The organism is Pseudomonas reinekei (assembly GCF_001945365.1).
Lineage (GTDB): Bacteria > Pseudomonadota > Gammaproteobacteria > Pseudomonadales > Pseudomonadaceae > Aquipseudomonas > Aquipseudomonas reinekei.
Genome location: NZ_MSTQ01000009.1, coordinates 146,764 through 173,097, shown reverse-complemented (window position 1 = coordinate 173,097; position 26,334 = coordinate 146,764). Strand labels below are relative to the sequence as shown.

28 protein-coding genes and 1 pseudogene are annotated in these 26,334 nt (G+C 60.2%); 14 read left to right on the top strand and 15 right to left on the bottom strand.

The features are described 5' to 3' along the window. Positions 1–44 precede the first annotated feature (44 nt). Complete coding sequence (locus BVK86_RS16785) at positions 45–977, top strand: D-2-hydroxyacid dehydrogenase (RefSeq protein ID WP_075947479.1); 933 nt, start codon at positions 45–47, stop codon at positions 975–977. A 125-nt stretch (positions 978–1,102) separates the two neighbouring features. On the opposite strand, the gene BVK86_RS16780 is transcribed toward BVK86_RS16785, so the two are convergent. Beyond that, complete coding sequence (locus tag BVK86_RS16780) at positions 1,103–1,696, bottom strand: nitroreductase family protein (protein ID WP_075947478.1); 594 nt, start codon at positions 1,694–1,696, stop codon at positions 1,103–1,105. Between the two features lie 165 nt (positions 1,697–1,861). Here BVK86_RS16780 and BVK86_RS16775 point away from each other — a divergent pair, with 165 nt between their 5' ends. Beyond that, entirely contained in the window at positions 1,862–2,311 is a 450-nt protein-coding gene (locus tag BVK86_RS16775) for a YcgN family cysteine cluster protein (RefSeq protein WP_075947477.1), read from the top strand. 37 nt (positions 2,312–2,348) lie between these two features. Further along, positions 2,349–3,578 carry a hypothetical protein gene (locus tag BVK86_RS16770; protein ID WP_075947476.1) on the top strand — a complete coding sequence of 410 codons (1,230 nt, stop codon included), beginning with the start codon at positions 2,349–2,351 and terminating at the stop codon, positions 3,576–3,578. Between the two features lie 124 nt (positions 3,579–3,702). Here BVK86_RS16770 and BVK86_RS16765 read toward each other — a convergent pair whose 3' ends face one another. From BVK86_RS16765 to BVK86_RS16750, 4 genes are all read right to left on the bottom strand, one after another. Continuing rightward, positions 3,703–4,080, bottom strand: a complete 378-nt coding sequence (locus tag BVK86_RS16765) for a YgaP family membrane protein (RefSeq protein ID WP_075947475.1) — start codon at positions 4,078–4,080, stop codon at positions 3,703–3,705. Between the two features lie 92 nt (positions 4,081–4,172). Then, the gene (locus BVK86_RS16760) at positions 4,173–4,643 is read right to left on the bottom strand and encodes an RNA methyltransferase (protein WP_007911337.1); all 471 of its coding nucleotides are present in this window, start codon (positions 4,641–4,643) and stop codon (positions 4,173–4,175) included. 137 nt (positions 4,644–4,780) lie between these two features. Next, positions 4,781–5,152 (bottom strand): YajD family HNH nuclease, encoded by a 372-nt coding sequence (locus BVK86_RS16755; RefSeq protein WP_053156205.1) that lies wholly within the window; start codon positions 5,150–5,152, stop codon positions 4,781–4,783. A 49-nt stretch (positions 5,153–5,201) separates the two neighbouring features. Further along, entirely contained in the window at positions 5,202–5,888 is a 687-nt protein-coding gene (locus BVK86_RS16750) for a spermidine synthase (RefSeq protein ID WP_075947474.1), read from the bottom strand. Positions 5,889–5,984: 96 nt separating this feature from the next. Between BVK86_RS16750 and BVK86_RS16745 the strand changes: the two genes are divergently transcribed. Continuing rightward, on the top strand, positions 5,985–6,275 hold the full coding sequence (locus tag BVK86_RS16745; protein WP_075947473.1) for a hypothetical protein: 291 nt from the start codon (positions 5,985–5,987) through the stop codon (positions 6,273–6,275). Here the strand turns inward: BVK86_RS16745 and BVK86_RS16740 are convergent. Both BVK86_RS16740 and BVK86_RS16735 read right to left on the bottom strand, forming a co-directional pair. Next, positions 6,272–6,745 (bottom strand): cyclic nucleotide-binding domain-containing protein, encoded by a 474-nt coding sequence (locus tag BVK86_RS16740; protein ID WP_075947472.1) that lies wholly within the window; start codon positions 6,743–6,745, stop codon positions 6,272–6,274. The two genes, BVK86_RS16745 and BVK86_RS16740, sit on opposite strands and share 4 nt — an antisense overlap. 196 nt (positions 6,746–6,941) lie before the next feature. Then, the gene (locus BVK86_RS16735) at positions 6,942–8,996 is read right to left on the bottom strand and encodes a S9 family peptidase (RefSeq protein ID WP_075947471.1); all 2,055 of its coding nucleotides are present in this window, start codon (positions 8,994–8,996) and stop codon (positions 6,942–6,944) included. 102 nt (positions 8,997–9,098) lie between these two features. On the opposite strand from BVK86_RS16735, the gene BVK86_RS16730 reads away from it, so the two are divergent. Genes BVK86_RS16730 through BVK86_RS16720 form a run of 3 tightly spaced genes read left to right on the top strand, consistent with a single transcriptional unit; the run spans position 9,099 to position 10,963 of the window. Further along, a complete protein-coding gene (locus BVK86_RS16730) occupies positions 9,099–9,599 on the top strand; it encodes an MFS transporter (RefSeq protein ID WP_075947470.1) in 501 nt (166 codons plus the stop codon). Positions 9,600–9,632: 33 nt separating this feature from the next. Further along, the gene (locus BVK86_RS16725) at positions 9,633–10,409 is read left to right on the top strand and encodes a class II glutamine amidotransferase (protein WP_075947469.1); all 777 of its coding nucleotides are present in this window, start codon (positions 9,633–9,635) and stop codon (positions 10,407–10,409) included. 11 nt (positions 10,410–10,420) lie between these two features. Then, on the top strand, positions 10,421–10,963 hold the full coding sequence (locus BVK86_RS16720; protein WP_075947468.1) for a DUF2937 family protein: 543 nt from the start codon (positions 10,421–10,423) through the stop codon (positions 10,961–10,963). 43 nt (positions 10,964–11,006) lie between these two features. Here the strand turns inward: BVK86_RS16720 and BVK86_RS16715 are convergent, their stop codons facing one another. Further along, positions 11,007–11,921, bottom strand: a complete 915-nt coding sequence (locus tag BVK86_RS16715; RefSeq protein ID WP_075947467.1) for a LysR family transcriptional regulator — start codon at positions 11,919–11,921, stop codon at positions 11,007–11,009. Between the two features lie 147 nt (positions 11,922–12,068). Between BVK86_RS16715 and BVK86_RS16710 the strand changes: the two genes are divergently transcribed. From BVK86_RS16710 to BVK86_RS16695, 4 genes are all read left to right on the top strand, one after another. After that, positions 12,069–13,355: an MFS transporter gene (locus tag BVK86_RS16710; RefSeq protein WP_075947466.1), complete on the top strand. Its 1,287-nt coding sequence runs from the start codon at positions 12,069–12,071 to the stop codon at positions 13,353–13,355. A gap of 73 nt (positions 13,356–13,428) precedes the next feature. Then, positions 13,429–14,181, top strand: coding sequence for a 5-oxoprolinase subunit PxpA (locus tag BVK86_RS16705; protein ID WP_075947465.1), 753 nt, complete (start codon positions 13,429–13,431; stop codon positions 14,179–14,181). Then, positions 14,178–14,882: a 5-oxoprolinase subunit PxpB gene (pxpB, locus tag BVK86_RS16700; protein WP_075947464.1), complete on the top strand. Its 705-nt coding sequence runs from the start codon at positions 14,178–14,180 to the stop codon at positions 14,880–14,882. The genes BVK86_RS16705 and pxpB overlap by 4 nt, the downstream gene beginning before the upstream one ends. Next, positions 14,879–15,796 carry a 5-oxoprolinase subunit C family protein gene (locus tag BVK86_RS16695; protein ID WP_075947463.1) on the top strand — a complete coding sequence of 306 codons (918 nt, stop codon included), beginning with the start codon at positions 14,879–14,881 and terminating at the stop codon, positions 15,794–15,796. The genes pxpB and BVK86_RS16695 overlap by 4 nt, the downstream gene beginning before the upstream one ends. A 42-nt stretch (positions 15,797–15,838) precedes the next feature. Here the strand turns inward: BVK86_RS16695 and BVK86_RS16690 are convergent, their stop codons facing one another. Continuing rightward, positions 15,839–17,017, bottom strand: coding sequence for a vWA domain-containing protein (locus tag BVK86_RS16690; protein WP_075947462.1), 1,179 nt, complete (start codon positions 17,015–17,017; stop codon positions 15,839–15,841). Positions 17,018–17,040: 23 nt separating this feature from the next. After that, positions 17,041–17,886, bottom strand: a complete 846-nt coding sequence (locus BVK86_RS16685) for an AAA family ATPase (protein ID WP_025110627.1) — start codon at positions 17,884–17,886, stop codon at positions 17,041–17,043. A 178-nt stretch (positions 17,887–18,064) separates the two neighbouring features. On the opposite strand from BVK86_RS16685, the pseudogene BVK86_RS16680 reads away from it, so the two are divergent. Continuing rightward, positions 18,065–18,412, top strand: a pseudogene (locus BVK86_RS16680) (helix-turn-helix domain-containing protein); the annotation flags it as partial. On the opposite strand, the gene BVK86_RS16675 reads toward BVK86_RS16680, so the two are convergent. Continuing rightward, a complete protein-coding gene (locus BVK86_RS16675; protein WP_456239074.1) occupies positions 18,409–19,515 on the bottom strand; it encodes a DUF748 domain-containing protein in 1,107 nt (368 codons plus the stop codon). The pseudogene BVK86_RS16680 and the gene BVK86_RS16675 sit on opposite strands and share 4 nt — an antisense overlap. 99 nt (positions 19,516–19,614) lie before the next feature. Between BVK86_RS16675 and cysK the strand changes: the two genes are divergently transcribed. Together cysK and BVK86_RS16665 are read left to right on the top strand one after the other, a co-directional pair. Further along, complete coding sequence (cysK, locus tag BVK86_RS16670) at positions 19,615–20,589, top strand: cysteine synthase A (protein WP_075947559.1); 975 nt, start codon at positions 19,615–19,617, stop codon at positions 20,587–20,589. Positions 20,590–20,817: 228 nt separating this feature from the next. Beyond that, on the top strand, positions 20,818–21,756 hold the full coding sequence (locus BVK86_RS16665) for an aspartyl/asparaginyl beta-hydroxylase domain-containing protein (protein ID WP_075947460.1): 939 nt from the start codon (positions 20,818–20,820) through the stop codon (positions 21,754–21,756). Between the two features lie 102 nt (positions 21,757–21,858). Here BVK86_RS16665 and BVK86_RS16660 read toward each other — a convergent pair whose 3' ends face one another. The 4 genes from BVK86_RS16660 to BVK86_RS16645 form a co-directional block, all read right to left on the bottom strand. Continuing rightward, positions 21,859–22,800, bottom strand: coding sequence for a LysR family transcriptional regulator (locus tag BVK86_RS16660; RefSeq protein WP_075947459.1), 942 nt, complete (start codon positions 22,798–22,800; stop codon positions 21,859–21,861). Positions 22,801–22,869: 69 nt separating this feature from the next. Continuing rightward, positions 22,870–24,399 (bottom strand): tripartite tricarboxylate transporter permease, encoded by a 1,530-nt coding sequence (locus tag BVK86_RS16655; protein WP_075947458.1) that lies wholly within the window; start codon positions 24,397–24,399, stop codon positions 22,870–22,872. Then, positions 24,396–24,929: a tripartite tricarboxylate transporter TctB family protein gene (locus BVK86_RS16650; protein ID WP_075947457.1), complete on the bottom strand. Its 534-nt coding sequence runs from the start codon at positions 24,927–24,929 to the stop codon at positions 24,396–24,398. The genes BVK86_RS16655 and BVK86_RS16650 overlap by 4 nt, the downstream gene beginning before the upstream one ends. A 52-nt stretch (positions 24,930–24,981) precedes the next feature. Next, entirely contained in the window at positions 24,982–25,998 is a 1,017-nt protein-coding gene (locus BVK86_RS16645) for a Bug family tripartite tricarboxylate transporter substrate binding protein (RefSeq protein ID WP_075947456.1), read from the bottom strand. Between the last annotated feature and the right edge of the window lie 336 nt (positions 25,999–26,334).

Sequence of the window (26,334 nt, the reverse complement as noted above, 5' to 3'; positions counted from 1 at the left end):
GCTCTGTCGGCGACCGTCTGCACTGTTTTCGAAAGGTTTGATGCATGCGCGTTCTGATTGCTGAACACGACCACCCGGTGTACGCCCAATTGTTACGGGAGGCTGCCCCTGATCTGGAAGTACTGACCAGTGGCGACTCCGCCGAACTGGCCCGCCAGGCAGCCGATTGCCCGATCTGGCTCGGCCAGCCCGATTTGCTGGCGACGTTGCTGCGACAGGGGCACCAGCCGCAATGGTTGCAATCGACATGGGCAGGCATTACGCCGCTGCTGGTCGACGGCCTGCCACGGCACTTTCGCCTGACCCGCGCCGTGGGGATTTTTGGCCAGGTCATGGCCGAGTATGTGCTCACGTACATGCTGGGGCATGAGCGCGAAGTGCTGGCGCGGTTGGTCAGCCAGGTCGAACGCAAGTGGGACAGTCGCCATTGCCAGAGTCTGGCGGGGCGCAAGGTGTTGATTGTCGGCACGGGGGATATCGGCCAGACCGTTGCGCAGTTCCTCGTGCCGTTTGGCGTTGAACTGTACGGCATCGCCAGCAGTGCCAGGGAACAGGCGCCTTTTATCGAAGTCGGCGCAATGGCGGATTTGCCACGCCTGGTCGGCGAGGTGGATTACGTGATCAATCTGCTGCCCAATACCCCGAACACCCACGATATCTACGATGCCGCTCTGTTCAAGCAATTCAAGCCGACCGGTTTGTTCATCAACGTCGGGCGTGGCGTGGCGGTGGTCGATGCAGATTTGGTGGAAGCGTTGAAGGAAGGCCATCTTGCGGGGGCGGTGATTGACGTCTGCCGTCAGGAGCCTCTGCCGCAGCGCCATCCGTTCTGGACTGCCTGGGGCTTGTTGTTGACGGGCCACAGCTCGGCACCGACATCGCCGTCGTTGATGGTCAAACTGTTTGTCGAGAACCTGCGGGCGTATCAGGCGGGTGAGGCATTGCGCGGGGAAGTGGACTTCAATCGCGGGTATTGAAAATACCTGAAAACCTGTGGGAACGAGCCTGCTCGCGATAGCGGTGTGTCAGCGGACATTTGTGTTGGCCGACTTGGCGCCAATCGCGAGCAGGCTCGCCCCCACATCGGGTTCTGCCGTGAGGGTCAGAGGGTAAAATCACCTTCCGCCGCCAACTCGCTCAGCGGACGACGCGGGCTCGGCTCTTCGCGGGCCTGCAGGTACTCCGCCAGCGTAGCCTTGTCACCCAGCTTGCCTACCGCGACAGCCGCGTGCAGGGCGTAGCCTTCTGGAATGTTCAGCTCCTTGCGGGTCAGTTCCTGATCGAAACCCGCCATGCCGTGGGTGTGCCAGCCGCTCAGGCTCGCTTGCAGCGCCAGGTGGCCCCAGGCCGAACCGGTGTCGAAGGTGTGCCACAGCGCCGGGGTTTCTTCGGTGGCGCCAGGCGCCGTGAAGGTGGTTTTTGAAATCACGATCACCAATGCCGAGGCGTGTTGCGCCCAACTGCGGTTGAATTCGTTCAGCAGGCCCAGGTAGCGCTCCCAGTTTGGCGTGTCGCGACGCGCGTAAAGAAAGCGCCAAGGCTGCGAGTTGTACGCCGACGGCGCCCAACGAGCGGCTTCGAAGAAGCTCAGCAGGGTTTCTTCCGGGATGGTTTCGCCGGTAAAGGCACGGGGCGACCAGCGATCGGTGAACTGAGGGTGAATGGCGTATTCGGCAACGCGTGGGTTTGCACTCATCAAGAGGCTCCTTGCTACGTCTGAAAGTGATTGGCGACGCAAAACCCTACTTGGCGGCGCAATAGCTGACAAGCGCGTTCTACCGACAGTCGCCAATGCTTGGCCCGCGCGGCTGCGGGCACTAGACTGGCGGCCTTCTCACCACCTGATGTTGACGCTCGAACCATGGCCGCCAAAGTAGAACCGTTCTGGATACGCAAGACCCTCGATCAACTCGATCAAGAGGAATGGGAATCGCTGTGCGACGGTTGTGGCCTGTGCTGCCTGCAAAAGCTTGAAGATGAAGACGACAACAGCGTCTATTACACGCGTATCGCCTGCAAACTGCTGGATTTGAAAACCTGTCAGTGCACCGATTACCCGAACCGTCGCGCCTCGGTACCCGATTGCATCCAGCTCACGCCGGGCAAGGCTGACGCGTTCAAGTGGCTGCCACCTACCTGCGGTTATCGTCTGGTCAGTGAAGGCAAGGATCTGCCACTCTGGCATCACCTGGTCTGTGGTGATCGCGACGCCGTGCACCACGAGCGTATCTCCCAGTCCGGGCGCATGCTCGCCGAAGGCAGCGTGCCGGAAGATGATTGGGAAGATCACCTGATTTTCCGCGCGGGTTGAGCGCCCCGCGAGTCGACGGTTTTATCAAGGAGTGAGTATGGCTGTGGGATGGCGGCGGGCGCTGATCGTTGGCATGTGGATCTTGAGCTCACCGGTGTGGGCGGCGAAAAAGGTCGATCTGGATTACCACGTGCGCCTGTTGCCGCAAAGTGATCAGGCGGAAGTCCGCCTGACCCTGGCCCAGGGCTCGGCGGTCCGCAGTCTGGATTTTTCCCTCGGCGACGGCAACCGTTACAGCGATTTCAAGGCCGACGGCCAATGGCAGCTCACACCGGGCAAGCAGGTCCGCGGCATTTGGCGCCCGGCGCCGGACAAGGCCAGCCTGACCTACCGGGTACGTATCAGCCAGGGCCGAAAAAACGGCAGTTTTGACACACGCATGACGCCGGGTTGGGCGTTGATGCGCGGTGACGATCTGGTGCCGCCCGCCAGGCTTGATCAGCAGGACGGTATCGAACTGGTTTCCCGCCTTGAGTTCGAGTTGCCCAGCGGCTGGAAAAGCATCGAGACGGCCTGGCCGCGCATCGGCAAGAACACGTTCCGCGTCGACAATGTCTCCCGCCTGTTCGACCGGCCCACGGGCTGGATGCTCGCCGGCAACCTTGGCAGCCGCCGCACCCGGCTCGGTGAAACCGAAGTCACCGTGACTTCGCCGCAAGGCCAGGGCATGCGGCGCATGGATGTGCTGACGTTGCTGACGTTCGTCTGGCCGCAAGTACAAGCGGTGTTCCCTCGTCATCCCACCAAGTTGTTGATTGTCGGTGCCAACGATCCGATGTGGCGCGGCAGCCAGTCGGCGCGTGAGTCGATCTACCTCAACAGCCGCCTGCCATTGGTCAGCGAAAGCGGCAGCAGCGCACTGGTGCGTGAACTGGTTCAGGTGTTCGGGCGAATCAATGATTCGCAGCACAGTGACTGGATCAGCGAAGGGTTTGCCGAGTACTACGCCATTGAGCTGGTGCGCCGCGCCGGTGGCATGAGCGATGAGCGGTTCGAGAGCCTGCATGGAAAACTGGTCAAGTCCGGGCAGAAGGTCACGACGCTGCGCGGGGAGCAGGTTAATCCGGCGCAGGTGGCCAGGGCGGTGGTGTTGTTGCAGGAGCTGGATCGCGAGATCCGCCTGAAGACGCGCAACAAGCGGTCGCTGGATGATGTGGTGCGCGGAGCGATGCGGTTGGAGAGCATCGATACCAATGAGCTTGTGCAGCTCAGTGAGCGTGTAATTGGCGACTCATCCAAAGTCCTTGATACCGGGTTGCTTCAATGAAACCGCCATCTCGAGCAAGATCCCACAATGAACGCCGGCGATCACACATGTTGTTCACACCGCACCACTCTGTGGGAGCGAGCTTGCTCGCGATGAGGCCTTTAAACTCGCCGAACCTTGCCGGTCAGACGCCGGTTTTTGGCGACTTCAAGGAATCATTCCCGGTCACGGTGGCGGTTTTGGTCGCCGCTTCGGCATTGGCCTTCAGCGTCTGCAACTCCTCACCCGCACGCTGAATTTTCGCCCGCACGTTGTTCATGTCCTGACGGCTTTTTTCCAGCAGGCTTTTCGCCGAGCTGTGGCCGGTGATGCCACGGGCCAGGGCTACGCCGCCGATGGCCACCTGGATCAGGCCAAAGAAGCCGCCGCGGCGCAGACCCTTGCCCACCATCACCACGCCACCGGCCAGCGAACCGAGGCGTTCCCAGCCCTGAACGTTATGCTCGGACGGGGTCTGGAACGGGGTGGATTCGATGCGCTCTACACGTTTGAGTTCGCTCATGATCTGTCTCCAGGCAGGAAGGGCTGCTTCAGTAATCGATAGTTAAGCTGACTGTGCGGACATGGCGCTTGTTCCATCGGATGTGCAGCGACTCAGCGGAATTTTGGCCCCGAGCGGGTATTGAGGCCCTTGGCCATGCGGTCATAGAGCACGACGTTGACCGTGGCGGCCAGGTTCATGCAGCCGGTGGTCGGGATGTAGACCACGTCTTCACACCAGTCGCGAATTTCTTTATCCAGCGAGCCGTCTTCCGGGCCGAAGATGTACAGCGCGCGGTCCGGGTGGGTGTACTCGGGCAGCGGGCGGGCGCCTTCGACCAGTTCCACGGCGACTGGAACGCAGTTCAGCGGCAGGATTTTCTTCAGGTCATCGATGCCGATCAGCGGGATGTCGTAGTGGACGCGCTTGGTATCAGTCACGAAATCGGCGGCGCGTTCATAACGCTTGCCGGTGTAGAACACCGACGCCACGCCATAACAGCCAGCGGCGCGCATCACCGAACCGACGTTCTCCGGTGATTTGGGGTTATACAAACCAATGCAGCTGTACCGTTTGTCTGCCACGAGCGGGGTGCCTTTGGGTAAAAAAGCGCGATTATACGGGGATTGGGGCAGGGGTGCTCAGGTTGGCGATCTATGTGTCTGGGCTATTGCTATCGCGGGCTTGCCCGCGATGAGGCCAGTTCAGGCAATGAAGGTGTTCACTCTTCTTTTTTCATCAACCCGGCCAATGCGGCAAACGGGTTATGCGTCGCCTTGGCGATTTTCGGCGTGCTCAGCGAGCCTTCGCCGAAGTACTGCTGGTCGGTATAACGCGAGTGCTCGTTATCGTGGCAGTACAGGCACAACAACTCCCAGTTCGAGCCATCCTGCGGGTTGTTGTCGTGGTTGTGGTCACGGTGGTGCACGGTCAGTTCGCTCAGGCGCTTGCCGGAAAATTCACGGGCGCAGCGGCCGCACACGTGTGGGTACATCTTCAGGGCTTTGTCGCGGTAGCCCATTTCCTTGTCGCGCTGATTGTCGGCGAGGATGCGATCGAGCTTCGACGTGTTGGTTGGGGTGGACGAACTCATGGGTTCACCTTTGTAGAAAGACTAATGACGGTTATGCAGCCAGTTTAGCTCAGCCCTTGAGCTTCTCGGCAATCCAGATGGTATGGCGGGTGCCCTTGTTGCCGTGGGCGAAGACCTGCACTTCTTCGGCCTTGAACCCGGCTTTTTTCAGTTTGTCGGAAAACTGCCGGTCTGCGCTGGCCGACCAGACCGCCAGCACGCCTTTGGGGCGCAGGGCCTTGGCGCAGGCGCTTAGGCCGCCAGCGGAGTAGAGCCAGCTGTTGGCCCGTTGGGTCAGGCCTTCGGGGCCGTTGTCGACGTCGAGCATGATCGCGTCGAAGCCTTGTGGCTCGGCTTGCAAGACTTTGGCCACGTCTTCCATGCGGATGACTGTGCGCGGGTCCTGCAGCGGGTTGCCGGCTTTTTCGCCCAAGGGTCCACGGTTCCATTCCACCACGCCCGGCACCAGTTCGGCGACCACCACTTCAGCGGCCTTGCCCAGGTGCTTGAGTGCCGAGGCGAGAGTGAAACCCATGCCCAGGCCACCAATCAACACCCGAGAATTCGGACGACCGGCGACCTTGCGGCAGGGGATCTCGGCCAGGGCATCTTCGGACCCGTGCATGCGCGTGTTCATCAGCTGCCCGCCGTCACCGCCCTGGATCTTGATGACGAAATCCTCGCCATACTCGAACAGGCACAAGGCGCCGCCGTTCTCGGGAATGGGGGCGGTATCGAGTAGAACGAAACGTTTCATGGGGCTCACTTGAGGAAAAATGGCAGCACAGGGGGAAGGCAAATCGACGCAGTTGGGAGTAGCCTGCAACAGACCACAAGGCCAACGGAGCCATTGATGAAGCGCATCATTCTAACGGTCATTGCCATGGCCGCGCTCTCGATTACTGCAGTGCAGGCCCAACAGCTGCAATCCCTTCCCGTCAGCCCCGCACCCATGCCCGGTTCACCGGGGACCGCAACGCCTACGCCGTATCCGCAAATCAGCCCGGCCCCCTTGCCCAAGGTCGGTCCCGGCAGCGGCGGCCCGCCGTTGGTGCCCATTGAAAGACCGAGCCCGCCCACCAAGGACCAACCGTTGCCGGGCATAGAACCTGACCCGCCGAAAGCCAAACCGCCCGGGGGTTAGACCTGCTGCGTAAGCAGTTGCCCGTCAGCCATGCGCAGGCGTCTGGACAGTGCGACGGCGAGGGCGCGGATGATCTTGGCGGCGATTTTCGGTGCGTCGTTGAGCATTTTTTCCAGTGAGTCCTTGCCCAGGTTGAGCAACTGGCAGTTGCTCGCTGCCACGCAACTGGCCGAACGCCGTTCACCATCGAGCACGGCCATTTCGCCGAACGAGCGACCGCTGCGCAAGGTGGCAATGGTCACCTGCTGGCCGTCACTGGTGGTCTTCTGCACGGCCACCTGGCCGGTGTGGATGATGCACATGAAACTGCCGGCATCACCCTCGTGGAAAATCTCTTCGCCCTGGGCAATGGTGCTGATGCTGAAGTAGCCTGAAGCGGCGGCAAAGTCGGCGGGCAACAGCTGGTTGAACAGGCCGCAGTCCATCAGCCAGTCGCGGATTTCGTTGTTCAGGAAGGTCGGTTCTGACATGTCGTGCGGTCTTTTTTGTTGTGTCTGATGGCGGCTTTTTAAGTATCCCCAATCCCTTGTGGGAGCGAGTCTGCTCGCGAAGGGGTCTGCACATTCAAGATCAATGTTGACTGATTCGACGCTTTCGCGAGCAGGGATCTTCGTTGTATCGGGTCCGGTGTACTGGTCTTGAGACCGGTTCTAGGGGGCAAGTTCCTCAGGCAACGCCCAAAACCTTGAACAAAAATGCGTATTCGAGTGCTACGTCACGCAATCCCTGATACCGCCCGCTCATCCCGCCATGTCCGGCGCCCAGTTCGGTCTTGAGCAGCAGGGGATTGGTGTCGGTTTTGGCCGTGCGCAATTTCGCCACCCACTTGGCCGCTTCCCAATACTGCACACGACTGTCGTTGTAGCCGGCAATGACCAGCATGGCCGGATAGGCTTGCGCCTTGACGTTTTCGTAGGGGGCGTAGGCCTTGAGCCGCTCATAGACGTCCGGCTCCTGCGGGTTGCCCCACTCGTCGTATTCGGTGACGGTCAGCGGCAGGTCCGGGTCGAGCATGGTATTGAGCACGTCGACGAACGGCACTTCGGCAATCGCGGCACCGAACAATTCCGGGCGCTGGTTGAGCACCGCGCCGATCAACAGGCCGCCAGCGCTGCCACCGCTGATCGCCAGTTGTGGCGCGCGGGTGAAGCCGTTGGCGATCAGGTGCTCGGCGCAGGCAATAAAGTCGCTGAAGGTGTTTTGCTTGTGTTCCTGCTTGCCGGCGCGATACCAGGCCTCACCCAACTCGCCGCCACCGCGAACGTGGGCAATGGCGAACGCCATGCCGCGATCCAACAGGCTCAGGCGCGCGTGGGAGAACCAAGGATCGAGGCTTTCGCCATAAGCGCCGTAGCCGTACAGATACAGTGGCACCGGTTTGCCAAGGGCTTCGCGTTTGATCACCAGGCTGATCGGTACCTGCGTGCCGTCGGGCGCGGTGGCCCACAGGCGCTGGCTGACGTAGGCGTCGGCATCGAACGGACCGAGCACCGGGGTTTGCTTGAGCACTTGCTGTTCGCCGTTACTCAGTTGCAACTGGCGGATCTGCGCCGGACGGTTCAGCGCTTCATAGCGCAGGCGGATCCGCTCGCTGACGAACTCCAGGGTATTCTGCACATGCAGGCTGTACGCGGCGTCCGGCAGTTGCACGCGGTAGCTCGGCAAATCCTGTGGGTGCACTTCGATGATCGGCAAGCCGCCTTCACGCAGGCTCAGGGTCATGGCGCCGGCGTTCAGGCTCATGCCGTCGATCATCACCGTGTCGCTGTGCGGGATCAGGATTTGCCATTGCGCCTCGATCGGCGCCACGCCGGTATCGACAGCGGTGTACAGCGCGAAGTTGATGCCGTCGCGGTTGGTGCGGATGAACCAGGTCCATTGGCCGTCGAGTGCGCCGTGGTCGACGTCATACTCGTGGTCTTCGACCCTTGGCGCGATACAGGTAAAGGCTTGTTGCGGCTGGTTGGCGTCGAGCACCCAGACTTCGCTGGTGGTCTTGCTGCCTACGGACAGGAGCAGTTGTTGCTCGGAGCTTGAGCGGTAGCAATGCATGAAGAAGCGGCCGTCCGGCTCATGGAACACTTCTTCGGCCGCCGTGCCGTCCAGGCGATAGCGATACAGCTTGTGCGGGCGGTGGGTGTCATCCAGCTCGCCAAAGAACAGCGTCAGGCTGTCATTGGCCCAGGTCATGCTGCCGTCGCAGTCCTGGAACTCCAGTTCGCTGACACGTCCGTCGGACAGTTCCTTCACGAACAGCGTGTAAATCTCATCGCCCGTGGAGTCGATGCTGTAGGCCAAGCGCTGGTGGTCCGGGCTGATGCTGAACGCGCCCAGGGAAAAGAAGCCGCCGTTGGCCAGCACGTTCGGGTCCAGCAGCAGTTGTTCCCGGCTTTCGTCGAGGATCAGGCTGTCGTCGGCCGGACGCGGGCAGCGGTAATGACGGGCGTATTCATCGCCCGCCGTGGTGCGCGTGTAATACAGGTACGGCCCCCACGGCGAGGGCAGGGACAGGTCGGTTTCGAGAATCCGGCCCTTGATCTCCTCGAACAGGGTTTCACGCAGCGCGGCCTGGTCGGCGGTTTGCGCCTGCTGGTAGCTGTTTTCAGCCTTGAGGTAGTCGAGCACAGCTTCGGTGTCGCGCTCCTGCAGCCAGGCATACGGGTCGCAGCCTTCGGCCTTATGGGCGATCGGGGCGTCGCAAATGTTGGCGGATGTCGGCATGAAAGGCTCTCGAACAGTGTACTGAATAGGGGGTGGCTCCTACATGAAGGAGCCTGATGGGCGAAAAGCCGTTATCATAAGCGCCTCTTTGCCTGCCTTGCCATGGACACCATGACCGAGAACGACTATCTGATCGCTTGGGGCCTTTACGCCTTTGCCGCTTTGGGCTGCCTGTTGGTGTGGATGCGCATTACCCGCTGGATGTGGCGCTGGTTGCGTGAACCGCTGCGGTTGCTGGTGGCGGTGCTGCTGTTCAGCCCGACGATCATTGACCCGGTGAAGGAAAAGGTCGCCCCGGCCATTGCCATTACTGCCCTGGACCTGCTGTTCAAGGTCGGCAACAACGCCTGGCGGGCCATTTCCGATCTGTTCATGTACGGCATGATCGCATTCGGCATTTACCTGGTATTCGTGGCCATCCGCTTCCCCTTCGAGCGCGCTGCCAACGCCCGCAAGGAGCAGGCGGCCGCCGCCAAGGCCGCTGCCCGTGCCGACGATCCGGAAGAAGAGGACCATCCTTTCGGTGGTGCCGGCGATGATCGCTACGGCCGTCCGCCGGTACCGGGCAATCCCCAGCGTATGCGGGTCGAACCTCGTCTGTAACCGCGCCCCCTGCCATTGAGCGAGAGTCCGAGCATGTGTGAGTTATTGGGCATGAGCGCCAATGTCCCGACCGATATCGTGTTCAGCTTTACCGGGCTGATGCAGCGCGGCGGGCGTACCGGTCCGCACCGTGACGGCTGGGGCATCGCTTTCTACGAAGGTCGCGGTTTGCGCCTGTTTCAGGACCCGGCGGCGAGCTGCGAGTCGGAAGTGGCCAATCTGGTTCAGCGCTACCCGATCAAGAGCGAAGTGGTGATCGGGCATATCCGCCAGGCCAATGTCGGCAAGGTCTGCCTGTCCAACACCCACCCGTTCGTCCGCGAACTGTGGGGTCGCAACTGGTGTTTCGCCCATAACGGCCAGTTGGCGGATTTTCAGCCGACGGCCAGTTTTTATCGGCCCGTGGGCGATACCGACAGTGAAGCGGCGTTTTGCGATTTGCTCAACCGCGTGCGCGCGGCGTTCCCCGAGCCGGTCGAGGTCGAGGAACTGCTGCCGGATCTGGTGGCCGCTTGCGCCGAATACCGTAGCAAAGGCGTGTTCAACTGCCTGCTCAGCGATGGCGACTGGTTGTTCTGCTATTGCTCGACCAAGCTGGCGCAGATTACCCGTCGTGCGCCGTTCGGCCCGGCACGCTTGAAGGATGTCGATGTGATCGTCGACTTCCAGGCTGAAACCACACCCAACGACGTGGTGACAGTGATCGCCACCGAACCGTTGACCGAAAACGAAACCTGGACCCGTTACGAACCGGGTCAATGGAGCCTGTGGCGACGCGGTGAATGCGTCAGTCAGGGCCAGACCTCATAAGGACTACTCCCATGTTGCTCAGTTATCTACGGCTGGTGTTGTTCGCGGCGGGACTGTTGATCGGTGTCCAGGTGCCGGGGTTCATCAGCGATTACGCCAAGCGGGTCGAGGCGCACCTGATTGAAGCGCAGACCGGGTTGAGCGGATTCCAGAACACCGCCAATCAGTTTTTCAAGGGCGATATGCAGGCCCTGGTGGCGCATTATCGCGCCAGTGAAGACCCGATCTTTCGCAGCGATGCCGACAGCCTGAGCAACCTGCTGACCCGTCAGGTCGCGCTGGATAAACAGTTCCAGGCGATGCAAGGCCCTTGGTACATCCGGCTCCTGCAAGTGGTGCTGGCCGCCGACCCGGACATCCGCAAGGAAACCTGGAATGGCTACAGCTACCAGATCCTGCTGACTCCAGAGGCGATGATTTGGGGCATGAGCGGCGCGTTGCTGTTGTCGTTCGGGATTGAGTGCCTGTTCCGGCTGATCGACTGGGTGGTGTTGGGCGGCAAGCGCCTGCGCCAGAGCCGGCCGATTGAAGAGCGGGATTTTCGCGGGCTTTAAACACGGTCTTTGTGGCGAGGGAGCAAGCTCCCTCGCCACAGGGCTAACCAGCCAATACGATGTAGCTGCTTCCAACCCTGCGCGCATACCCCTCCAGTACCTGCTGACACAACGCCACGATCTCTTCGACCCATTCCACGCCCACGCGCCACGACACCACCACCTGCAAATTCGGTGGCCGTTGCTCGATGTCGAGCAAGGTCAATTCCCCGCGCGCCAGTTCCTCGGCCACCAGCACCGGCGGCAATGCGCCAATCCCAAAACCGTCACGCAGCAACCGGGTAATCGCCGACACCGAGTTCACGCAATTGAGTCGCGGCGCCGCCACGCCGTTGGCCTGCATCAGGGCGAGCACTTCCTGATGCGGATGGGAGTTTTTCGAGTAGGTGATGATCCGTTCGTTCGCCAGATCGGCGATGCCCGAATACTCGCGGTTGTAGAGGGCGTTGCTGGCAACGATCCAGCCCATCGGATGGCTGGCCAGTTCGAGGCTGCGCACGCTCTCCTGACGTAGCAGATCAGTTTGCAGGATCACATCGAGGAAGCCTTTTTGCAGCTGATCGCAGAGGTTCAGCGAGGTATCGGCCACCAGCTCGATTTCCACCAGCGGGTAGTGATCGGTCATCTGCGCCACCAACGGGCTGAGCCAGGTGTGGATCACCGTGTCCATCACACCGATGCGGATGCGCCCGGCCTTGCTCGAACGGGTTTCGATCGATTGCTTGAGCGCCTGCATGGTGTCCATCATCTGCTCGGCGTAATCGAGCACTTTCAGGCCTTCGGGCGTCAGGCTCACACCGCGTGAATCACGCAGAAACAGCTTCACCCCCAGCTCGCTTTCCAGCACGGCGATGCGGCTGGAAATCGACGCCTGGGTGGTGAAGAGCTTATCGGCGGTCAGGCGAAAACTCTTGAGTCGGGCGACCCAGACAAAGGTCTCGAGAAACTTCAGGTTCATGGGATAAAAATTTCTTATGCCTAAGGCGGGGTTTTATTAGTTGGACGCAGCAGGGATGGGCGCACAAAAATCAGGGCCATCCGGTTCCCACGATAGGCGTCGTCGGGGCTCAGAACAATACCAATAAAATCAGCGCGGAGATTTGCCATGAGTGCGCCCGACACCCCCTACGTCCCGAAAGCCTCGGCCCGCCCGGGACCTTTCGACTGGTATCGCAACATCAATCAGCAGGAACGTCGCACCTTCTGGAGCTGCAAGATCGGTTATGGCCTGGATGGCATGGACACCCAGATGCTCAGCTTCGTGGTGCCGACCCTGATTGCCATGTGGGGCATCACCACCGGACAGGCCGGGTTGATTCACACCAGCACGCTGATCGCTTCGGCCGTCGGTGGCTGGGTGGCGGGGATTCTCTCCGACCGTATCGGCCGGGTGCGTACGCTGCAACTGACCGTGCTGTGGTTTGCGTTCTTCACCTTCCTCTGCGGTTTCGCACAAAACTACGAGCAATTACTGATCGCCCGCACCCTCATGGGCTTCGGTTTCGGTGGCGAATGGACCGCGGGTGCGGTGTTGATCGGCGAGGTGATTCGCGCCAAGGATCGCGGCAAGGCCGTGGGCATGGTGCAATCCGGCTGGGCGCTGGGTTGGGGCCTGACCGCGATTCTGTACGCGTTGCTGTATTCGATCATGCCGCCGGAAGACGCTTGGCGTGCGCTGTTCATTCTTGGCATCGTGCCGGCGGTTTTTGTGATCTTCGTCCGTCGCCTGGTGAAAGATCCGGAAATTTACCGTGAAGCCAAGGCCAAACAGGAGCCAAGCAACCCGTCGAAGTTCTACGAGATCTTCGCCCCCGGCATTCTCTTCACCACGATTCGCGCTTCGCTGCTGACCACCGGTGCACTGGGCGGCTATTACGCGATCACGTCCTGGCTGCCGACGTTCCTGAAGAACGAGCGCGGTTTGAGTGTACTCAATACGAGCGGTTATCTGGCGATGGTGATCGTCGGGTCTTACGTCGGCTACGTCATCAGCGCCTATCTGACTGACATTCTTGGCCGTAAAAAGAACTTCATCCTGTTCGCCGTCGGCTCGTTCACCATCGTCTTGCTGTACACCCAACTCTCCGTCAGCAACGGCGTGATGCTGTGGCTGGGCTTCCCGCTGGGCTTCTTCGCCTCGGGGATTTTCAGTGGCATGGGCGCGTTCCTGACCGAGTTGTTCCCTACACGCATTCGCGGTTCCGGCCAGGGCTTTTGCTACAACATCGGCCGGGCGCTGGCGGCCTTGTTCCCGTTGTTGATTGGCCTGCTCAGCCAGACTGTGCCGTTGAGCGTGGGCATCGGTGCCTTCGCGGCAGTGTCCTACGGCGTGGTGATTCTGGCAGCGTTGAGCCTGCCGGAAACCCGTGGCAAACAACTCGACGCCCAGTAACTGATAATCTGCGGGCGTGTCATACGGATATGTCCCACAGCCGAAAAGAATAAAGCCTACAGGAGTGTTCACCGTGAACCGCCTGCTATTGAACTGCGACATCGGCGAGAGCTTCGGCACCTGGACCATGGGTCTGGACGCCGAGGTCATGCCTTTCATCGATTGCGCCAACATCGCCTGCGGCTTTCACGCCGGCGATCCGAGCATCATGCGCAAGACCGTCAGCCTCGCGCTCAGCCATGGCGTACAAATCGGCGCCCATCCGGCGTATCAGGACCTCGTGGGGTTCGGGCGGCGTTCCATGGCCTACGCGCCCCAGGAACTGCAGGACATTTTGCATTACCAGATCGGCGCGCTCGACGGCATCTGCCGGGCTCAGGGCGGTCGGGTGAGCTACGTCAAACCCCACGGCGCGATGTACAACGACATGATGGCCAAACCGGCGCAATTGCGCGCCGTACTGCAAGCGGTGGCGTCCTATGACCGCGACCTGCCACTGATGTTGATGGCGACCAGGGACAACAGCGCCGCGCAGCAGCTGGGTGATGAGTATGGCGTGACCCTGTGGTTCGAAGCCTTCGCCGACCGTGCCTATGACAGCGCCGGCATGCTGGTTTCGCGGCAACTGCCGGGGGCGGTGCATCACGATCCGGAAAAAATCATCGAGCAGGCGCTGACCATTGCCCGTGGCGACCCCCTCACCGCCAGCGACGGCAGTGCCTTGCATTTACAGGCCAATACCCTCTGTGTGCACGGCGACAACGCCAGTTCGGTGGCCGCCGTACAACGCATCCGCCAAGCCCTGAACCAGCAGAGCGCGTCATGAAGCTGCGGGTGGAAGTGGTCGCGCTGGATTGTCTGATGGTGCGCCTGTTCGATGAAATCGCCGAAGCCAACATGCCGTGGATGCTCGCGGCCAGCGAAAGTCTGCGGGCTGCGTTTGCCGGGCACCTGATCGATCTGGTGCCGTCCTACACGACGTTGATGGTGCATTACGATTTGACCGCATTGAGTCCGGCCCAGGCCCGCGAGTTGATCGCCCACGCGTTGATTGATCTGTCGCCCAATGCGCGGGCACGCGGCACCTGCCACGTGCTGCCGGTGTGGTACGACTTGAGCGTCGGCCCCGAGTTGAGCCTGCTGGCGCAACGCAGCGGACTGGCGGTGGAGGAGGTCATCCGTCGCCACAGCGAGCGTGAATATCAGGTGTTCGCCCTGGGCTTTGCGCCGGGCTTCGCGTTCATGGGGCTGGTAGAAGAAGTGCTGGCCGCGCCACGCTTGAACACCCCGCGCAAGAAAGTCGCCGCCGGCAGTGTCGGCATCGCCGAGCGACAAACCGCGGCCTATCCGGTGGTATCGCCGGGGGGCTGGAACCTGATCGGCCGTACGCCGGCCAAATTGTTCGACCGCAACCGTGACGGCTACAGCCTGATGCAACCGGGCGACACCGTGCGCTTCGAAGCGGTCGGTCATGCCGAGTTCATCAATCTGGGCGGTGATGACACGCCACTGGAGGCCCAGGCATGAGCCGTTTGACGATTGAGGCGAGTACGCCGCTGTGCCTGTTGCAGGACGCCGGACGTTTTGGCGTGCGGCATCTGGGCGTGACCCAGGGCGGCGCGACTGATTGGCGGTCGATGTCGTGGGCCAATTGGTTGCTGGGTAATAATCTGGATGCCGCCGTGATCGAAATCACCCTCGGTGGTTTCACGGTGGTGGCTGAACAAGATTGCGTACTGGCATTGGCCGGCGCGGATCTCGGCGCGCAGGTGGACGGTGAGGCGTTGGCGCCCTGGCGCAGTTTCCGATTGCACAAAGGCCAGCGTTTGCAACTCACCCAACCGTTGCTCGGTGCGCGTGCCTATCTGGCGGCACCGGGTGGCTTCGATGCGCCGAAAGTGTTGGGCAGCGCCGCAACGGTAGTCCGTGAAGCGTTGGGTGGGCTCGATGGCATGGGCCGGGCGCTGAGCCAAGGCGCGAATTTGGGCTATTCGGGCAACTCGGTGATGTTGCTGCGGGAGCTGACCGCAGACCAGCGGCCGGACCTGAACCTCAATGCGCCGCTGGATTTGGTTCTCGGTGCGCAAATCGGTGAGTTCAGCGGGCAGAGCCTGTTCGATGCGTTCAACAGCACGTGGAGCCTCGACAGTCGCGCCGACCGCATGGGCATTCGTCTGTTGGGCACGGCGTTACAGTATCAGGGCAAGCCGATGATCTCCGAAGGCATTCCGTTGGGGGCTGTTCAGGTGCCGCCGGATGGGCAGCCGATTGTGTTGCTCAATGACCGGCAGACCATTGGTGGTTATCCACGGTTGGGCGCGTTGACGCCGTTGGCGTTGGCGCGATTGGCGCAGTGTTTGCCAGGGGCGCAGGTGCGGTTGCGGCCGGTGGTGCAGGACGTGGCGTATCGTGAACAGGTCGAATATCTACAGCGCTTTTAACTGTGGCGAGGGAGCAAGCTCCCTCGCCACAGGTTCAGTGTGTTATTTAGACAAAAACCGCATCCCTTCCTCCAACCCGCGAAGGGTCAGCGGATACATCTGGTCGTCAATCAAGTCCCGCACAATATTGGTCGACGAGGTATAGCCCCAGGTGTCCTTCGGATACGGGTTGATCCAGATGAGCTTCTTGTACTTCTCCTTGAACCGCTGCATCCACACATAACCGGCTTCTTCGTTCCAGTGCTCGACACTGCCGCCCGCCTGGGTGATTTCATACGGTGCCATCGCGGCATCGCCGATGAAGATCACTTTGTAGTCGGCACCGTACTTGTGCAGCAGGTCCTGGGTCGAAGTGCGCTCGGACGTGCGGCGCATGTTGTTTTTCCACACCGATTCATAAATGAAGTTGTGGAAGTAGAAGTACTCCAGATGCTTGAACTCGGTCTTGCAGGCCGAGAACAGCTCTTCGCAGATCTTCACGTGCGCGTCCATCGAACCGCCGATGTCGAACAGCAGCAGCAACTTGACGGTGTTGCGCCGCTCCGGTCGCATCTGGATGTTCAGCAGCCCCGCGTCCTTGGCGGTGTGGTCGATGGTGCCATCGATGTCCAGTTCTTCCGCCGCACCCTGACGGGCGAATTTGCGCAAGCGCCGCAGGGCAACCTTGATGTTGCGCGTACCCAGCTCGACCGAGTCATCGAGGTTCTTGTATTCACGCTGATCCCAGACCTTGGCCGCCTTGCCCTGGCGCTTGCCGGCGTCGCCGACCCGAATGCCTTCCGGGTTGAAACCACCGGAACCGAACGGGCTGGTACCACCGGTGCCGATCCACTTATTGCCGCCGGCGTGGCGTTCCTTCTGCTCTTCCAGGCGCTTCTTGAACTCTTCGATCAGCTTGTCCAGACCACCGAGGGACTGGATCGCCGCGCGTTCTTCATCGGTCAGGGAGCGCTCGAATTCCTTGCGCAGCCAGTCTTCGGGAATCAAGGCCTGCAAGTGATCGTCGAGTTTTTCCAGGCCATTGAAGTAGGCACCGAAGGCCCGGTCGAACTTGTCGAAATGCTTTTCGTCCTTCACCAGAATCGCCCGGGACAAGTAGTAAAACTCATCCATGTCGGCGAAGGTCACGCGCTGTTTCAGCGCGTTGATCAGGTCCAGCAACTCTCGCACCGAGACCGGCACCTTGGCTGCGCGCATTTCATTGAAGAGGTTGAGCAACATGGGTTGACGCCTGTTAGTAGTGCTTAGCGGCTGCCGCGACGACTCATGAACGCCAGGCGTTCAAGCAGTTGCACGTCCTGTTCGTTTTTCACCAGCGCACCGGCCAGTGGCGGGATGGCTTTGGTCGGATCGCGTTCACGCAGCACGGCTTCGCCGATGTTGTCGGCCATCAACAGCTTCAGCCAGTCCACCAGCTCGGAGGTCGAAGGCTTTTTCTTCAGGCCCGGCACTTTGCGCACGTCGAAGAACACGTCCAGCGCTTCGCTGACCAGGTCTTTCTTGATGTCCGGGTAGTGCACGTCAACGATTTTTTGCAGGGTGGTGCGGTCCGGGAAGGCGATGTAGTGGAAGAAGCAGCGACGCAGAAAGGCGTCCGGCAGCTCTTTCTCGTTGTTGGAGGTAATGATGATGATCGGGCGCTTCTTGGCCTTGATGGTCTCGTCGATCTCGTAAACGTAGAACTCCATCTTGTCGAGTTCTTGCAGCAGGTCGTTAGGGAACTCGATGTCGGCCTTGTCGATTTCGTCGATCAGCAGGATCACCCGCTCTTCGGACTCGAAAGCTTCCCAGAGCTTGCCCTTTTTCAGGTAGTTGCGCACGTCGTGGACTTTTTCGTTGCCCAGCTGCGAGTCGCGCAGGCGGCTGACCGCGTCGTACTCGTACAGGCCCTGATGGGCCTTGGTGGTGGACTTGATGTGCCAGGTGATCAGCTTGGCGCCAAAGGATTCGGCCAGTTGCTCGGCGAGCATGGTCTTGCCGGTGCCCGGTTCGCCCTTGACCAGCAACGGCCGCTCCAGGGTGATGGCGGCGTTGACCGCGAGCTTCAGGTCATCGGTGGCGACGTAGGCCTGGGTGCCTTCGAACTTCATCTGCTAATCCTCGAACGGTAACTCCGACCTGAACGAGGCAGGGCGGGGCGCAATAAAAGAGTCAGCCCCGACTATAACGCGCTGCCCGGTCGACTGTGAACGCAGACGACTTATTCAGTCTCTGAATGGGGCGTCACATCTTGACTCAGTCTCGACGTGTGGCCGGTATTGAGCTAGGTTCGAGCAGGCCGAGCTCGGGGATGACGGCTGGTGCGTTGAATGGCCTGAGCTGGACATCCAGATCGGCGCCGATACCTTGTATCTGGATGCACTCGCGCAAAACGCATCCGACGAAAATACCCGGATCTTCATCGATTGGCGCGCTCGCACCGGCTTGCCGCTGCACCAGGCCGCCGAGGCATTGGGCGTCAGCACCCGCAGCATCACTCGCTACAGCAGCGGTCGGGAACCTGTGCCACGCTCATTGGCTCTGGCCTGTCTCGGCTGGGACTTCCTGCAACTGCAAGCGAAATCGCCAAGGGCAGCCGAAGAGACCGGGCGGTACACCGTCATGCGTAGACGTTAACCAGCATCCGGCTTCGGCCGCTCATACCGTGCATTGAATGCCTGGATGAAACCATTGCGTAAAATCTGCAAAAACGCTTCGAATGCGTTGATATTTTGCTGGTGTACGCTGCCACTGAGTTCAACCCGAGTGGCGAACTGGTTTTTGCCCTGATTTTTCAGCACGGTTTCAGAACCGCCGACGATGGCCTCCCAAATGGAGCGGAACAGACCCTTGTCCTTGTTTTCCACGTCCTGCTGCCAATTGAACACGTCGACGTCTTTCAGCAGCGGCTTGATATAGCCGGTCAGTCTGGCCTTTTTTGCCTGGGCCTCGATGACTACATCGCCATGGCCCGCGTTGAAATCGAATTTTCCGTAGGCCGAGGCGAAGTCGTTCATGCGTTTGAGCTCGATGTCCCTGGCGCGCAAACGGAACTCAAAGTCTTCGAAATTGCTCAGTGGGTCAAACGTTGCGGTGGTTTCCAGCGGCGCATGCCCCAGCAGCAGCGCCTTGCCTTCGAAGCGGGCATCGCGTTTGCCTTCGGTGTCCACCACGTTGGTCAGGTTGAAAATGCTGGCGTCGACATTTGTGGCATTCATGTTCACCGGCGGCTTTGAGTTGAAATTTCGAAAGGTGATTTTGCCATCGCTGATTCGCACCTCGTTCAAGGTGAACGGCAGCAGTTTGCCCAGTTGCGCCCGCCAGTCGGTACCCTGACCGGTCTGGGAGTTCTGTTTATTGGCGCCGCCGTCGACGAAGTTCACTTCGGGCTTGATGAACTGGACTTCGGCAACTACGGCATGGTCGTACCAGAGCGAGTGCCAGCTGACGGCAAGGTCGATCAACGGCGCGTTGACGAACGGTACCGGGACCTTGCCATCGACCTTGACGATTTTCAGCCCGTTGATTTTGTAGGCACCGCGCCACAGGGCCAGGTCTACATCGGTTATCTGGCCACGGTAATCGCCCATGTCCGCCAATCTGTCGTTCAGGTAGTCGCGCACCAGATAGGGCAGGGCAAAGTGCAGGGTAATGACTAGCACAACGAGACCGGCGAGGGTCCACAGTGGCCAACTGTATCGACGTTTCATAGTGGCAAATCTCTGGCGATCTAAAGCCATTGACTGCGCTGAACTGCGGACGTTCGACCTGACTGGACGCCTCCCGGCAAGAGGCTTACCTTGATGGCCTATTTCAATGCTGTCTTTAAGGACCCAGCCATGAGCCGTATTTTCGCTGACAACGCCCACTCCATCGGCAATACGCCGCTGGTGCAGATCAACCGTATCGCTCCCCGTGGTGTGACCATCCTGGCCAAGATCGAAGGGCGAAACCCGGGCTATTCGGTCAAGTGCCGCATCGGCGCCAATATGATCTGGGATGCCGAAAGCACCGGCAAACTCAAGCCGGGCATGACCATTGTTGAACCGACTTCCGGCAATACCGGCATCGGCCTGGCTTTTGTTGCCGCGGCGCGGGGCTACAAACTGATGTTGACCATGCCTTCTTCCATGAGCATCGAGCGCCGCAAGGTGCTCAAGGCACTGGGGGCGGAACTGGTGCTGACCGAGCCGGCCAAGGGCATGAAGGGCGCCATTGAAAAGGCTGCGGAAATCGTTGCGAGCGATCCTTCCACCTACTTCATGCCGGCGCAGTTCGATAACCCGGCAAACCCGGCCATTCACGAAAAAACCACCGGCCCGGAAATCTGGAACGACACCGATGGCGCGGTGGATGTTCTGGTGGCAGGTGTCGGAACCGGTGGAACCATTACCGGTGTATCGCGGTATATCAAGAATACCCAGGGCAAACCGATTCTCTCGGTGGCGGTCGAGCCCGTCGTATCACCGGTGATCACCCAAGCGCTGGCCGGTCAGGAGATCAAGCCGAGCCCGCACAAGATCCAGGGTATCGGTGCCGGTTTTGTGCCGAAGAACCTCGACTTGTCGATTGTCGATCGCGTGGAGCTGGTCAGCGACGAAGAATCCAAGGCCATGGCCCTGCGATTGATGCAGGAAGAAGGCATTTTGTGCGGTATCTCGTGCGGCGCGGCGATGGCGGTGGCGGTTCGGTTGGCCGAGACCCCGGAAATGCAGGGTAAAACCATTGTGGTGATCCTGCCGGACTCCGGCGAGCGCTATTTGTCGAGCATGCTGTTCAGCGATCTGTTTACCGAGCAGGAGAACCAGCAGTAAACGGCATTGTCCGGTTGATGGAGGAGGAAGGGCTAAGCCTTCTCCATCAAGGCTGATTGACGTCAGCCGGCGTTCAGGCCCTTCGTGCTAATAAGTGCTTTGTTGCGCTTTCGTTAACACTGATTGTTGGCTCGGGCGGTTTTTCCCTTGGAGGGTAATGTTTATCATGCCGGTTGCAACGTCGGGTAAAGGGCGTTGTGCAACGTGTTTATTGCCAAGGAGTTGTTGATGACCTTTTCTTTTGCCGCGAAGGCGTCGTTGTTGCTGCTGTTTCTGGGCAGTACCCTCTATGTCCACTTGCGTGGCAAGGCGCGTTTGCCGGTTCTGCGCCAGTTCGTCAACCACTCGGCACTGTTTGCCCCTTATAACGCCTTGATGTACCTGTTCTCCGGCGTGCCTTCCAAACCTTATCTGGACCGCGACAGGTTTCCTGAACTGGACGTGCTCAAGCACAATTGGCAAGTCATTCGCGATGAAGCGATGCACCTGTTCGACGAGGGCTACATCCGCGCCGCCGAGAAAAACAACGACGCCGGTTTTGGCTCGTTTTTCAAGAAAGGCTGGAAGCGTTTCTATCTCAAGTGGTACGACAAACCATTGCCTTCCGCAGAACTGCTGTGCCCGAAAACCGTGGAACTGGTCAACAGCATTCCCAACGTCAAGGGCGCGATGTTTGCACTGCTGCCAGGCGGCAGTCACCTCAACCCGCATCGTGACCCCTTCGCCGGTTCCCTGCGTTATCACCTGGGCCTGTCCACCCCCAATTCCGACAATTGCCGGATCTTCGTCGACGGCCAGGAATACGCCTGGCGTGACGGTGAAGACGTGATGTTCGACGAGACCTATGTGCACTGGGTCAAGAACGAGACCGACAAGACCCGGGTCATCCTGTTCTGCGATATCGAGCGGCCGTTGAGTAATCGTTTGATGACTCGCATCAACCGTTCGATCAGCGCTTTCCTGGGCCGCGCCACCGCACCGCAAAACCTTGATGATGAACGTGTGGGCGGCATCAATCAGGCTTACGCCTGGAGCAAGAACGCCAGCGACAAAATCAGCGGTGCCGTCAAACAGTGGAAACGTGGTCATCCCAAGGCTTACCGGGTTTTACGACCGGTGCTGGCGGTGGTGGTGCTGGCGTTGTTGGGGTATTGGTTGATCGGGTGATGATCTGCTTGAAAAACCGCTCTCTGGACGCGGTTTTTTAAGCTCTCCATTGGTTTGACAAGCCGGCTCCTACAGGTTTTGCGTTATCCGTGAACAACCGTTTTACTTGGTCAGCGCATGCTCGGCCCGCACCGAGTTCATGAACGCCTGCATCGCCGAGGACTGAATGCGATGACGGCGGGTGATCAGTCCGTAGGGGGGCAACCGTGCTTCGAACTTGATGGGCAACACTGCCAGCAGGTCACGACCGGGATAATCCTCGACCACCGACACCGGCGTGACGCCCAGCATGTCGGTCTGTTGTATCAAAGAAAGCAGGGTCATGATCGACGTGGTTTCGACGATACTGCTGGGGATGTCGACCCGGGCGTTGTGGAACACCTGATTGATGATTGCGCGCATCGGGCTGGGTTGTTGTTGCAGCACCCACGTCATGTTCTGCAACTCTGCCCAACCCAGGTTTTTCTCTCGCGCCAGCGGATTTTTCGCACCCGCGATTACGCACAGTTCTTCTTCACCGAGGCTGTCGAACAGCAGTTCTTCAGCCCGTGCACCGGGCGGAATTCGCCCCAGCACGATGTCCAGTTGATCCTGCAGCAGTGCCTGTACCAGCACGTCGCTGGTATCGACCTGAATGCTCATGGACAAGCGTGGATGGCTCTGTTTCAACGTGGCGATGGTGCGGGTCAACAGCCCCGAAGCCAATGCCGGAATGGCACCGACCGCGACCCGCCCAAGGTTGCCTGATTGCAGCGCCACCAGTTCTTCGCGCATGCCGCTGAGTTCGGCGAACACCATGCGTGCGTAGTAGATGACGGTTTCACCGAATGGCGTGGAGCGCATGCCCCGGGGCAGGCGTTCGAAGAGCTCGACACCGAGCAAATCCTCGGCCTCGTGCAACATCTTGGTCGCCGCCGGCTGGGTCATGCCGATGTGGTCAGCGGCGCGCCGCAACGAACCGAATTCCTCCAGCGCCAGCATCAGCCGCAGTTGGCGTAGACGCAGTCGACTGTGGATTACATTGGCATCTGGAATTCGGGACATGGGCCGTACTCGCAATAAAGACTGCGGCAAGCCTGACAACAAATGTCAGGCCTTGCCAGCATTGCCGTGTCACAGCACCGATTTTGGTTTGGCGACGTGAGGTTTGCGCAGGCCCAGCAGCGCGCCCAGCGCCTTGGAAATCAACGGCCAGAACAGCATCAGCAGCGCTGCCGTGGTCAGGCAGCCCACCAGTGGGTTGGACCAGAAAATGCTCAGGTGGCCGTCAGAGAACAGCATCGACTGACGGAACGCATCTTCAGCCTTGTCTCCCAAAACGGCCGCCAGCACCAGTGGCGCAATCGGGTAGCCGAGCTTCTTGAACAGATAACCCAGCGCACCGAAGCCCAGCATCAACACGACGTCGAAGAACGAGTTGTGCACCGAGTACGCGCCGATGGCGCAGACCATGATGATGATGGGCGCGATGATCGAGAACGGAATGCGCAGGATCGAAGCGAACAGCGGCACGGTGGCCAACACCACGATCAGACTGACCACGTTGCCCAGGTACATGCTGGCGATCAGGCCCCAGACAAAATCGTGTTGCTCGACGAACAACGTCGGCCCAGGATGCAGGCCCCAGATCATCAGGCCACCGAGCATCACCGCCGCCGTGGCGGATCCCGGAATGCCCAGGGTCAGCATCGGCAGCAGCGCGCTGGTGCCGGCGGCGTGGTCGGCGGTTTCCGGGGCGATCACGCCTTCGATTTCGCCTTTGCCGAAGTTGTCGCGGTTTTTCGAAAAGCGCCGCGCCAGGCTGTAGCTCATGAACGATGCGGCCGTCGGGCCACCGGGCGTGATACCCATCCAGCAACCGACCAGGGTGCTGCGCACAATCGTCCACCAGTAGCGCGGCAGTTTTGCCCAGGTGCGCAAAATCACCATGGGTGTAATCCGTGCGTGTTCGCCACGGAACACCAAGCCTTCTTCTACGGTGCAGAGGATTTCGCCGATGCCGAACAGGCCGATCACCGCGACTTCAAAACTGATCCCGGTCATCAGGATTGGCTGGTCGAATGTCAGGCGCAGGTTGCCCGACACGGTGTCCATGCCGACAGCCGCCATGGCGAAACCGATCATCATCGCCACCACGGTTTTCAACGGCGGGTTCTTGCTCATGCCAATGAACGTGCAGAACGCCAACAGGTACACCGCAAAGAACTCCGGCGAGCTGAATGACATGGCGAACGCGGCGATTTTTGTCGACAGGAATGTCAGCAACAACACCCCGCACAAGGCACCGATCAGTGCCGAGCTGAACGCCGCGGTCAACGCTTCGGCAGCGCGGCCTTCGCGGGCCATCGGGTAGCCGTCAAACGTCGTCGCCACCGATGAGGGCTCACCGGGTATGTTGAACAGGATCGAGGTGATCGAGCCGCCAAACAGCGCGCCCCAATACATGCACGACAGCAGGATGATCGCCGACACCGGTGACATGGTGAACGTCAGTGGCAGCAACAGTGCCACGCCGTTGGGGGCGCCAAGGCCGGGCAGGACGCCGACCAGAATGCCCAGCAGCACGCCGATCACCATCAGGCCGATGTGGCCCGGGGTCAGGATCAGGTTCATGCCTTGCAACAGGGAATCGAATTCGCTCATTTGAAATTTCTCCCGGCCAGGGCAATCCAGTCGCCCATCGGGCCGGCATCCAGCGGGACCTTGAACCACAGCGCGAAGATCAGGTAGCTGGCGAGTACCGCGCCGAGGGAGACGCTGCCGATCATCAATTTGCCGTACGGTTTTGCACGGACCTTGTCACGCCACATGAACCTCGCGATGAAGCACGCCGAGGCGACGTAGATGCCGGTGAACGGCATTGCGCCGACGAACAGGGCAATGGGCACGAACACCGACATCACTTGTTTGAACGCACTGCGGCTGACGAATGCCACGCTCAGGGCTTGCCAGCGCACCACGGTCAACACGCCGTTGGCAACGCTTGCGGCGCTCAACATCAGGCCGATGTAGAAGGGGAAGTAACCCGGTTCAGGGCCGGCATCGCCCCAGCCGATGCCTTGTTCGATACTGCCGTACATCACCACCGCGCCGAGCAGGGCGGTGAAGACCGTCAGGCCGAGCTCGACCCAACGGGTGCCGACCAGCGCCGGTGAATCCGAAGAATGGGACATCAAACACCTCCAGCAGGTGACGGCCGCCCGTGGGCGAGCGGCCCTGGCAACTTCAGTTTTTCAGCCAGCCGGCTTCCTTGAACACCGGCGTGACGCGGGCGGTGTCTTTTTCGATGTAGGCGGTCAGCGGTTCGCCTTCGAGGAAGGTTGGCACCAGCGCGTTTTGCTTTACGTAGGCCTTGAACTCATCGGTCTGCGTGACTTTGCGCATCAGCTCGACATAAAACGCCCGTTGTTCGGCGCTGACATCGCCGGGCATGAACACGGTGCGCGGGAAGCGATATTGGTCGATACCCAGGCCTTGTTCGTGGCAGGTCGGTACGTCGGCCCAGGATTTATCGCCAGCCACCTTCTCGGTGTAGCTCATGCGTTCCTGACTGAACACACAGAGCGGCTCGACCTGATCGCCACGCCATTGGCTGATGCTTTCGCTGGGGTTGTTGACGTTGGCAGCGATGTGTTTGCCGGCCAGTTGCGTCGCGGCTTCACTGCCGCTCTTGAACGGGATGTACACCAGTTTGCTGTTGTTGGTCTGGTTGAGCAGCAGGGTCAGGGTCTGGTCGACGTCCTTGGACTGGCTGCCACCCATGCGCAGTTTCGATGGATCAGCCTTGGCCGCTTCGTAGAAGCTTTTCGCGTCTTTCCACGGTGCGCCCTTGTAGCTCCAGAGGATGAAGTCGTCCTCGGCCACGGCGGCAATCGGCGTCAGCTCCTGCCACTGGTAACCGAGCTTGGACACCAGCGGTAACAGGTAGATGTTGTTGGTGCCGATCACCAGTTTCTCGGCATCGCCCTTGTTCATTTTCATGTCGAGGAACGCTTCGGCGCCGTTGCCGCCGCCCTTGTTGAGGACGATGGTATTGACGTCGAGCAGCTTGTGAGTGGTGATGATTGACTGGATCAGGCGACCGAGTTGATCGGTTCCGCCACCGGGGCCGCCGGCGACAACGATTTCGACGTTCTTGTCCGGTTGCCAGGCGGCCTGGGCGAGAGCGGGAAGGGCGCCGGCGGCAATCAGGGTGCAGCCAAGGACCAGACGGGAAGTGCGACGGACGAATGCATTTCGCATGATGGAAGAGCCTCGTTTTTGTAGTTGTTATGAGTGACTTGTCTGCGCTGTGAAGCCGCAAGCCTGGCCTGAGTGTGGGAAGGCGCGGTCGCCGCGTCTAGTCAAAACAATACATACACCGATAGCCTGGGGTTATAGCAAGACAAACGAAGCAGGCTTTCTGCAGGTGCGAGCAAGCCGCTCCTGCAGGAGAGCAGGCGTGCCAACGCTGAAAGCTCGTTGAAAGCAGGGCATGACATAACCCGAGGCTATCGCCGTATTTCAAGTTTTGATTAGACGGTTATCACTGAGCCTTCGATAGTGCTCACAAACCGCCGCGATAAAGCGGCGCTGCAG

Bases quoted from the DNA above. Each gene is read 5' to 3' on its own strand.
- BVK86_RS16785 (WP_075947479.1), top strand. From the start codon at position 45: ATGCGCGTTCTGATTGCTGAACACGACCACCCGGTGTACGCCCAATTG.
- BVK86_RS16780 (WP_075947478.1), bottom strand. From the start codon at position 1,696: ATGAGTGCAAACCCACGCGTTGCCGAATACGCCATTCACCCTCAGTTC.
- BVK86_RS16775 (WP_075947477.1), top strand. From the start codon at position 1,862: ATGGCCGCCAAAGTAGAACCGTTCTGGATACGCAAGACCCTCGATCAA.
- BVK86_RS16770 (WP_075947476.1), top strand. From the start codon at position 2,349: ATGGCTGTGGGATGGCGGCGGGCGCTGATCGTTGGCATGTGGATCTTG.
- BVK86_RS16765 (WP_075947475.1), bottom strand. From the start codon at position 4,080: ATGAGCGAACTCAAACGTGTAGAGCGCATCGAATCCACCCCGTTCCAG.
- BVK86_RS16755 (WP_053156205.1), bottom strand. From the start codon at position 5,152: ATGAGTTCGTCCACCCCAACCAACACGTCGAAGCTCGATCGCATCCTC.
- BVK86_RS16750 (WP_075947474.1), bottom strand. From the start codon at position 5,888: ATGAAACGTTTCGTTCTACTCGATACCGCCCCCATTCCCGAGAACGGC.
- BVK86_RS16745 (WP_075947473.1), top strand. From the start codon at position 5,985: ATGAAGCGCATCATTCTAACGGTCATTGCCATGGCCGCGCTCTCGATT.
- BVK86_RS16740 (WP_075947472.1), bottom strand. From the start codon at position 6,745: ATGTCAGAACCGACCTTCCTGAACAACGAAATCCGCGACTGGCTGATG.
- BVK86_RS16735 (WP_075947471.1), bottom strand. From the start codon at position 8,996: ATGCCGACATCCGCCAACATTTGCGACGCCCCGATCGCCCATAAGGCC.
- BVK86_RS16730 (WP_075947470.1), top strand. From the start codon at position 9,099: ATGGACACCATGACCGAGAACGACTATCTGATCGCTTGGGGCCTTTAC.
- BVK86_RS16725 (WP_075947469.1), top strand. From the start codon at position 9,633: ATGTGTGAGTTATTGGGCATGAGCGCCAATGTCCCGACCGATATCGTG.
- BVK86_RS16720 (WP_075947468.1), top strand. From the start codon at position 10,421: ATGTTGCTCAGTTATCTACGGCTGGTGTTGTTCGCGGCGGGACTGTTG.
- BVK86_RS16715 (WP_075947467.1), bottom strand. From the start codon at position 11,921: ATGAACCTGAAGTTTCTCGAGACCTTTGTCTGGGTCGCCCGACTCAAG.
- BVK86_RS16710 (WP_075947466.1), top strand. From the start codon at position 12,069: ATGAGTGCGCCCGACACCCCCTACGTCCCGAAAGCCTCGGCCCGCCCG.
- pxpB (WP_075947464.1), top strand. From the start codon at position 14,178: ATGAAGCTGCGGGTGGAAGTGGTCGCGCTGGATTGTCTGATGGTGCGC.
- BVK86_RS16695 (WP_075947463.1), top strand. From the start codon at position 14,879: ATGAGCCGTTTGACGATTGAGGCGAGTACGCCGCTGTGCCTGTTGCAG.
- BVK86_RS16690 (WP_075947462.1), bottom strand. From the start codon at position 17,017: ATGTTGCTCAACCTCTTCAATGAAATGCGCGCAGCCAAGGTGCCGGTC.
- BVK86_RS16685 (WP_025110627.1), bottom strand. From the start codon at position 17,886: ATGAAGTTCGAAGGCACCCAGGCCTACGTCGCCACCGATGACCTGAAG.
- BVK86_RS16675 (WP_456239074.1), bottom strand. From the start codon at position 19,515: ATGGCTTTAGATCGCCAGAGATTTGCCACTATGAAACGTCGATACAGT.
- cysK (WP_075947559.1), top strand. From the start codon at position 19,615: ATGAGCCGTATTTTCGCTGACAACGCCCACTCCATCGGCAATACGCCG.
- BVK86_RS16665 (WP_075947460.1), top strand. From the start codon at position 20,818: ATGACCTTTTCTTTTGCCGCGAAGGCGTCGTTGTTGCTGCTGTTTCTG.
- BVK86_RS16660 (WP_075947459.1), bottom strand. From the start codon at position 22,800: ATGTCCCGAATTCCAGATGCCAATGTAATCCACAGTCGACTGCGTCTA.
- BVK86_RS16655 (WP_075947458.1), bottom strand. From the start codon at position 24,399: ATGAGCGAATTCGATTCCCTGTTGCAAGGCATGAACCTGATCCTGACC.
- BVK86_RS16650 (WP_075947457.1), bottom strand. From the start codon at position 24,929: ATGTCCCATTCTTCGGATTCACCGGCGCTGGTCGGCACCCGTTGGGTC.
- BVK86_RS16645 (WP_075947456.1), bottom strand. From the start codon at position 25,998: ATGCGAAATGCATTCGTCCGTCGCACTTCCCGTCTGGTCCTTGGCTGC.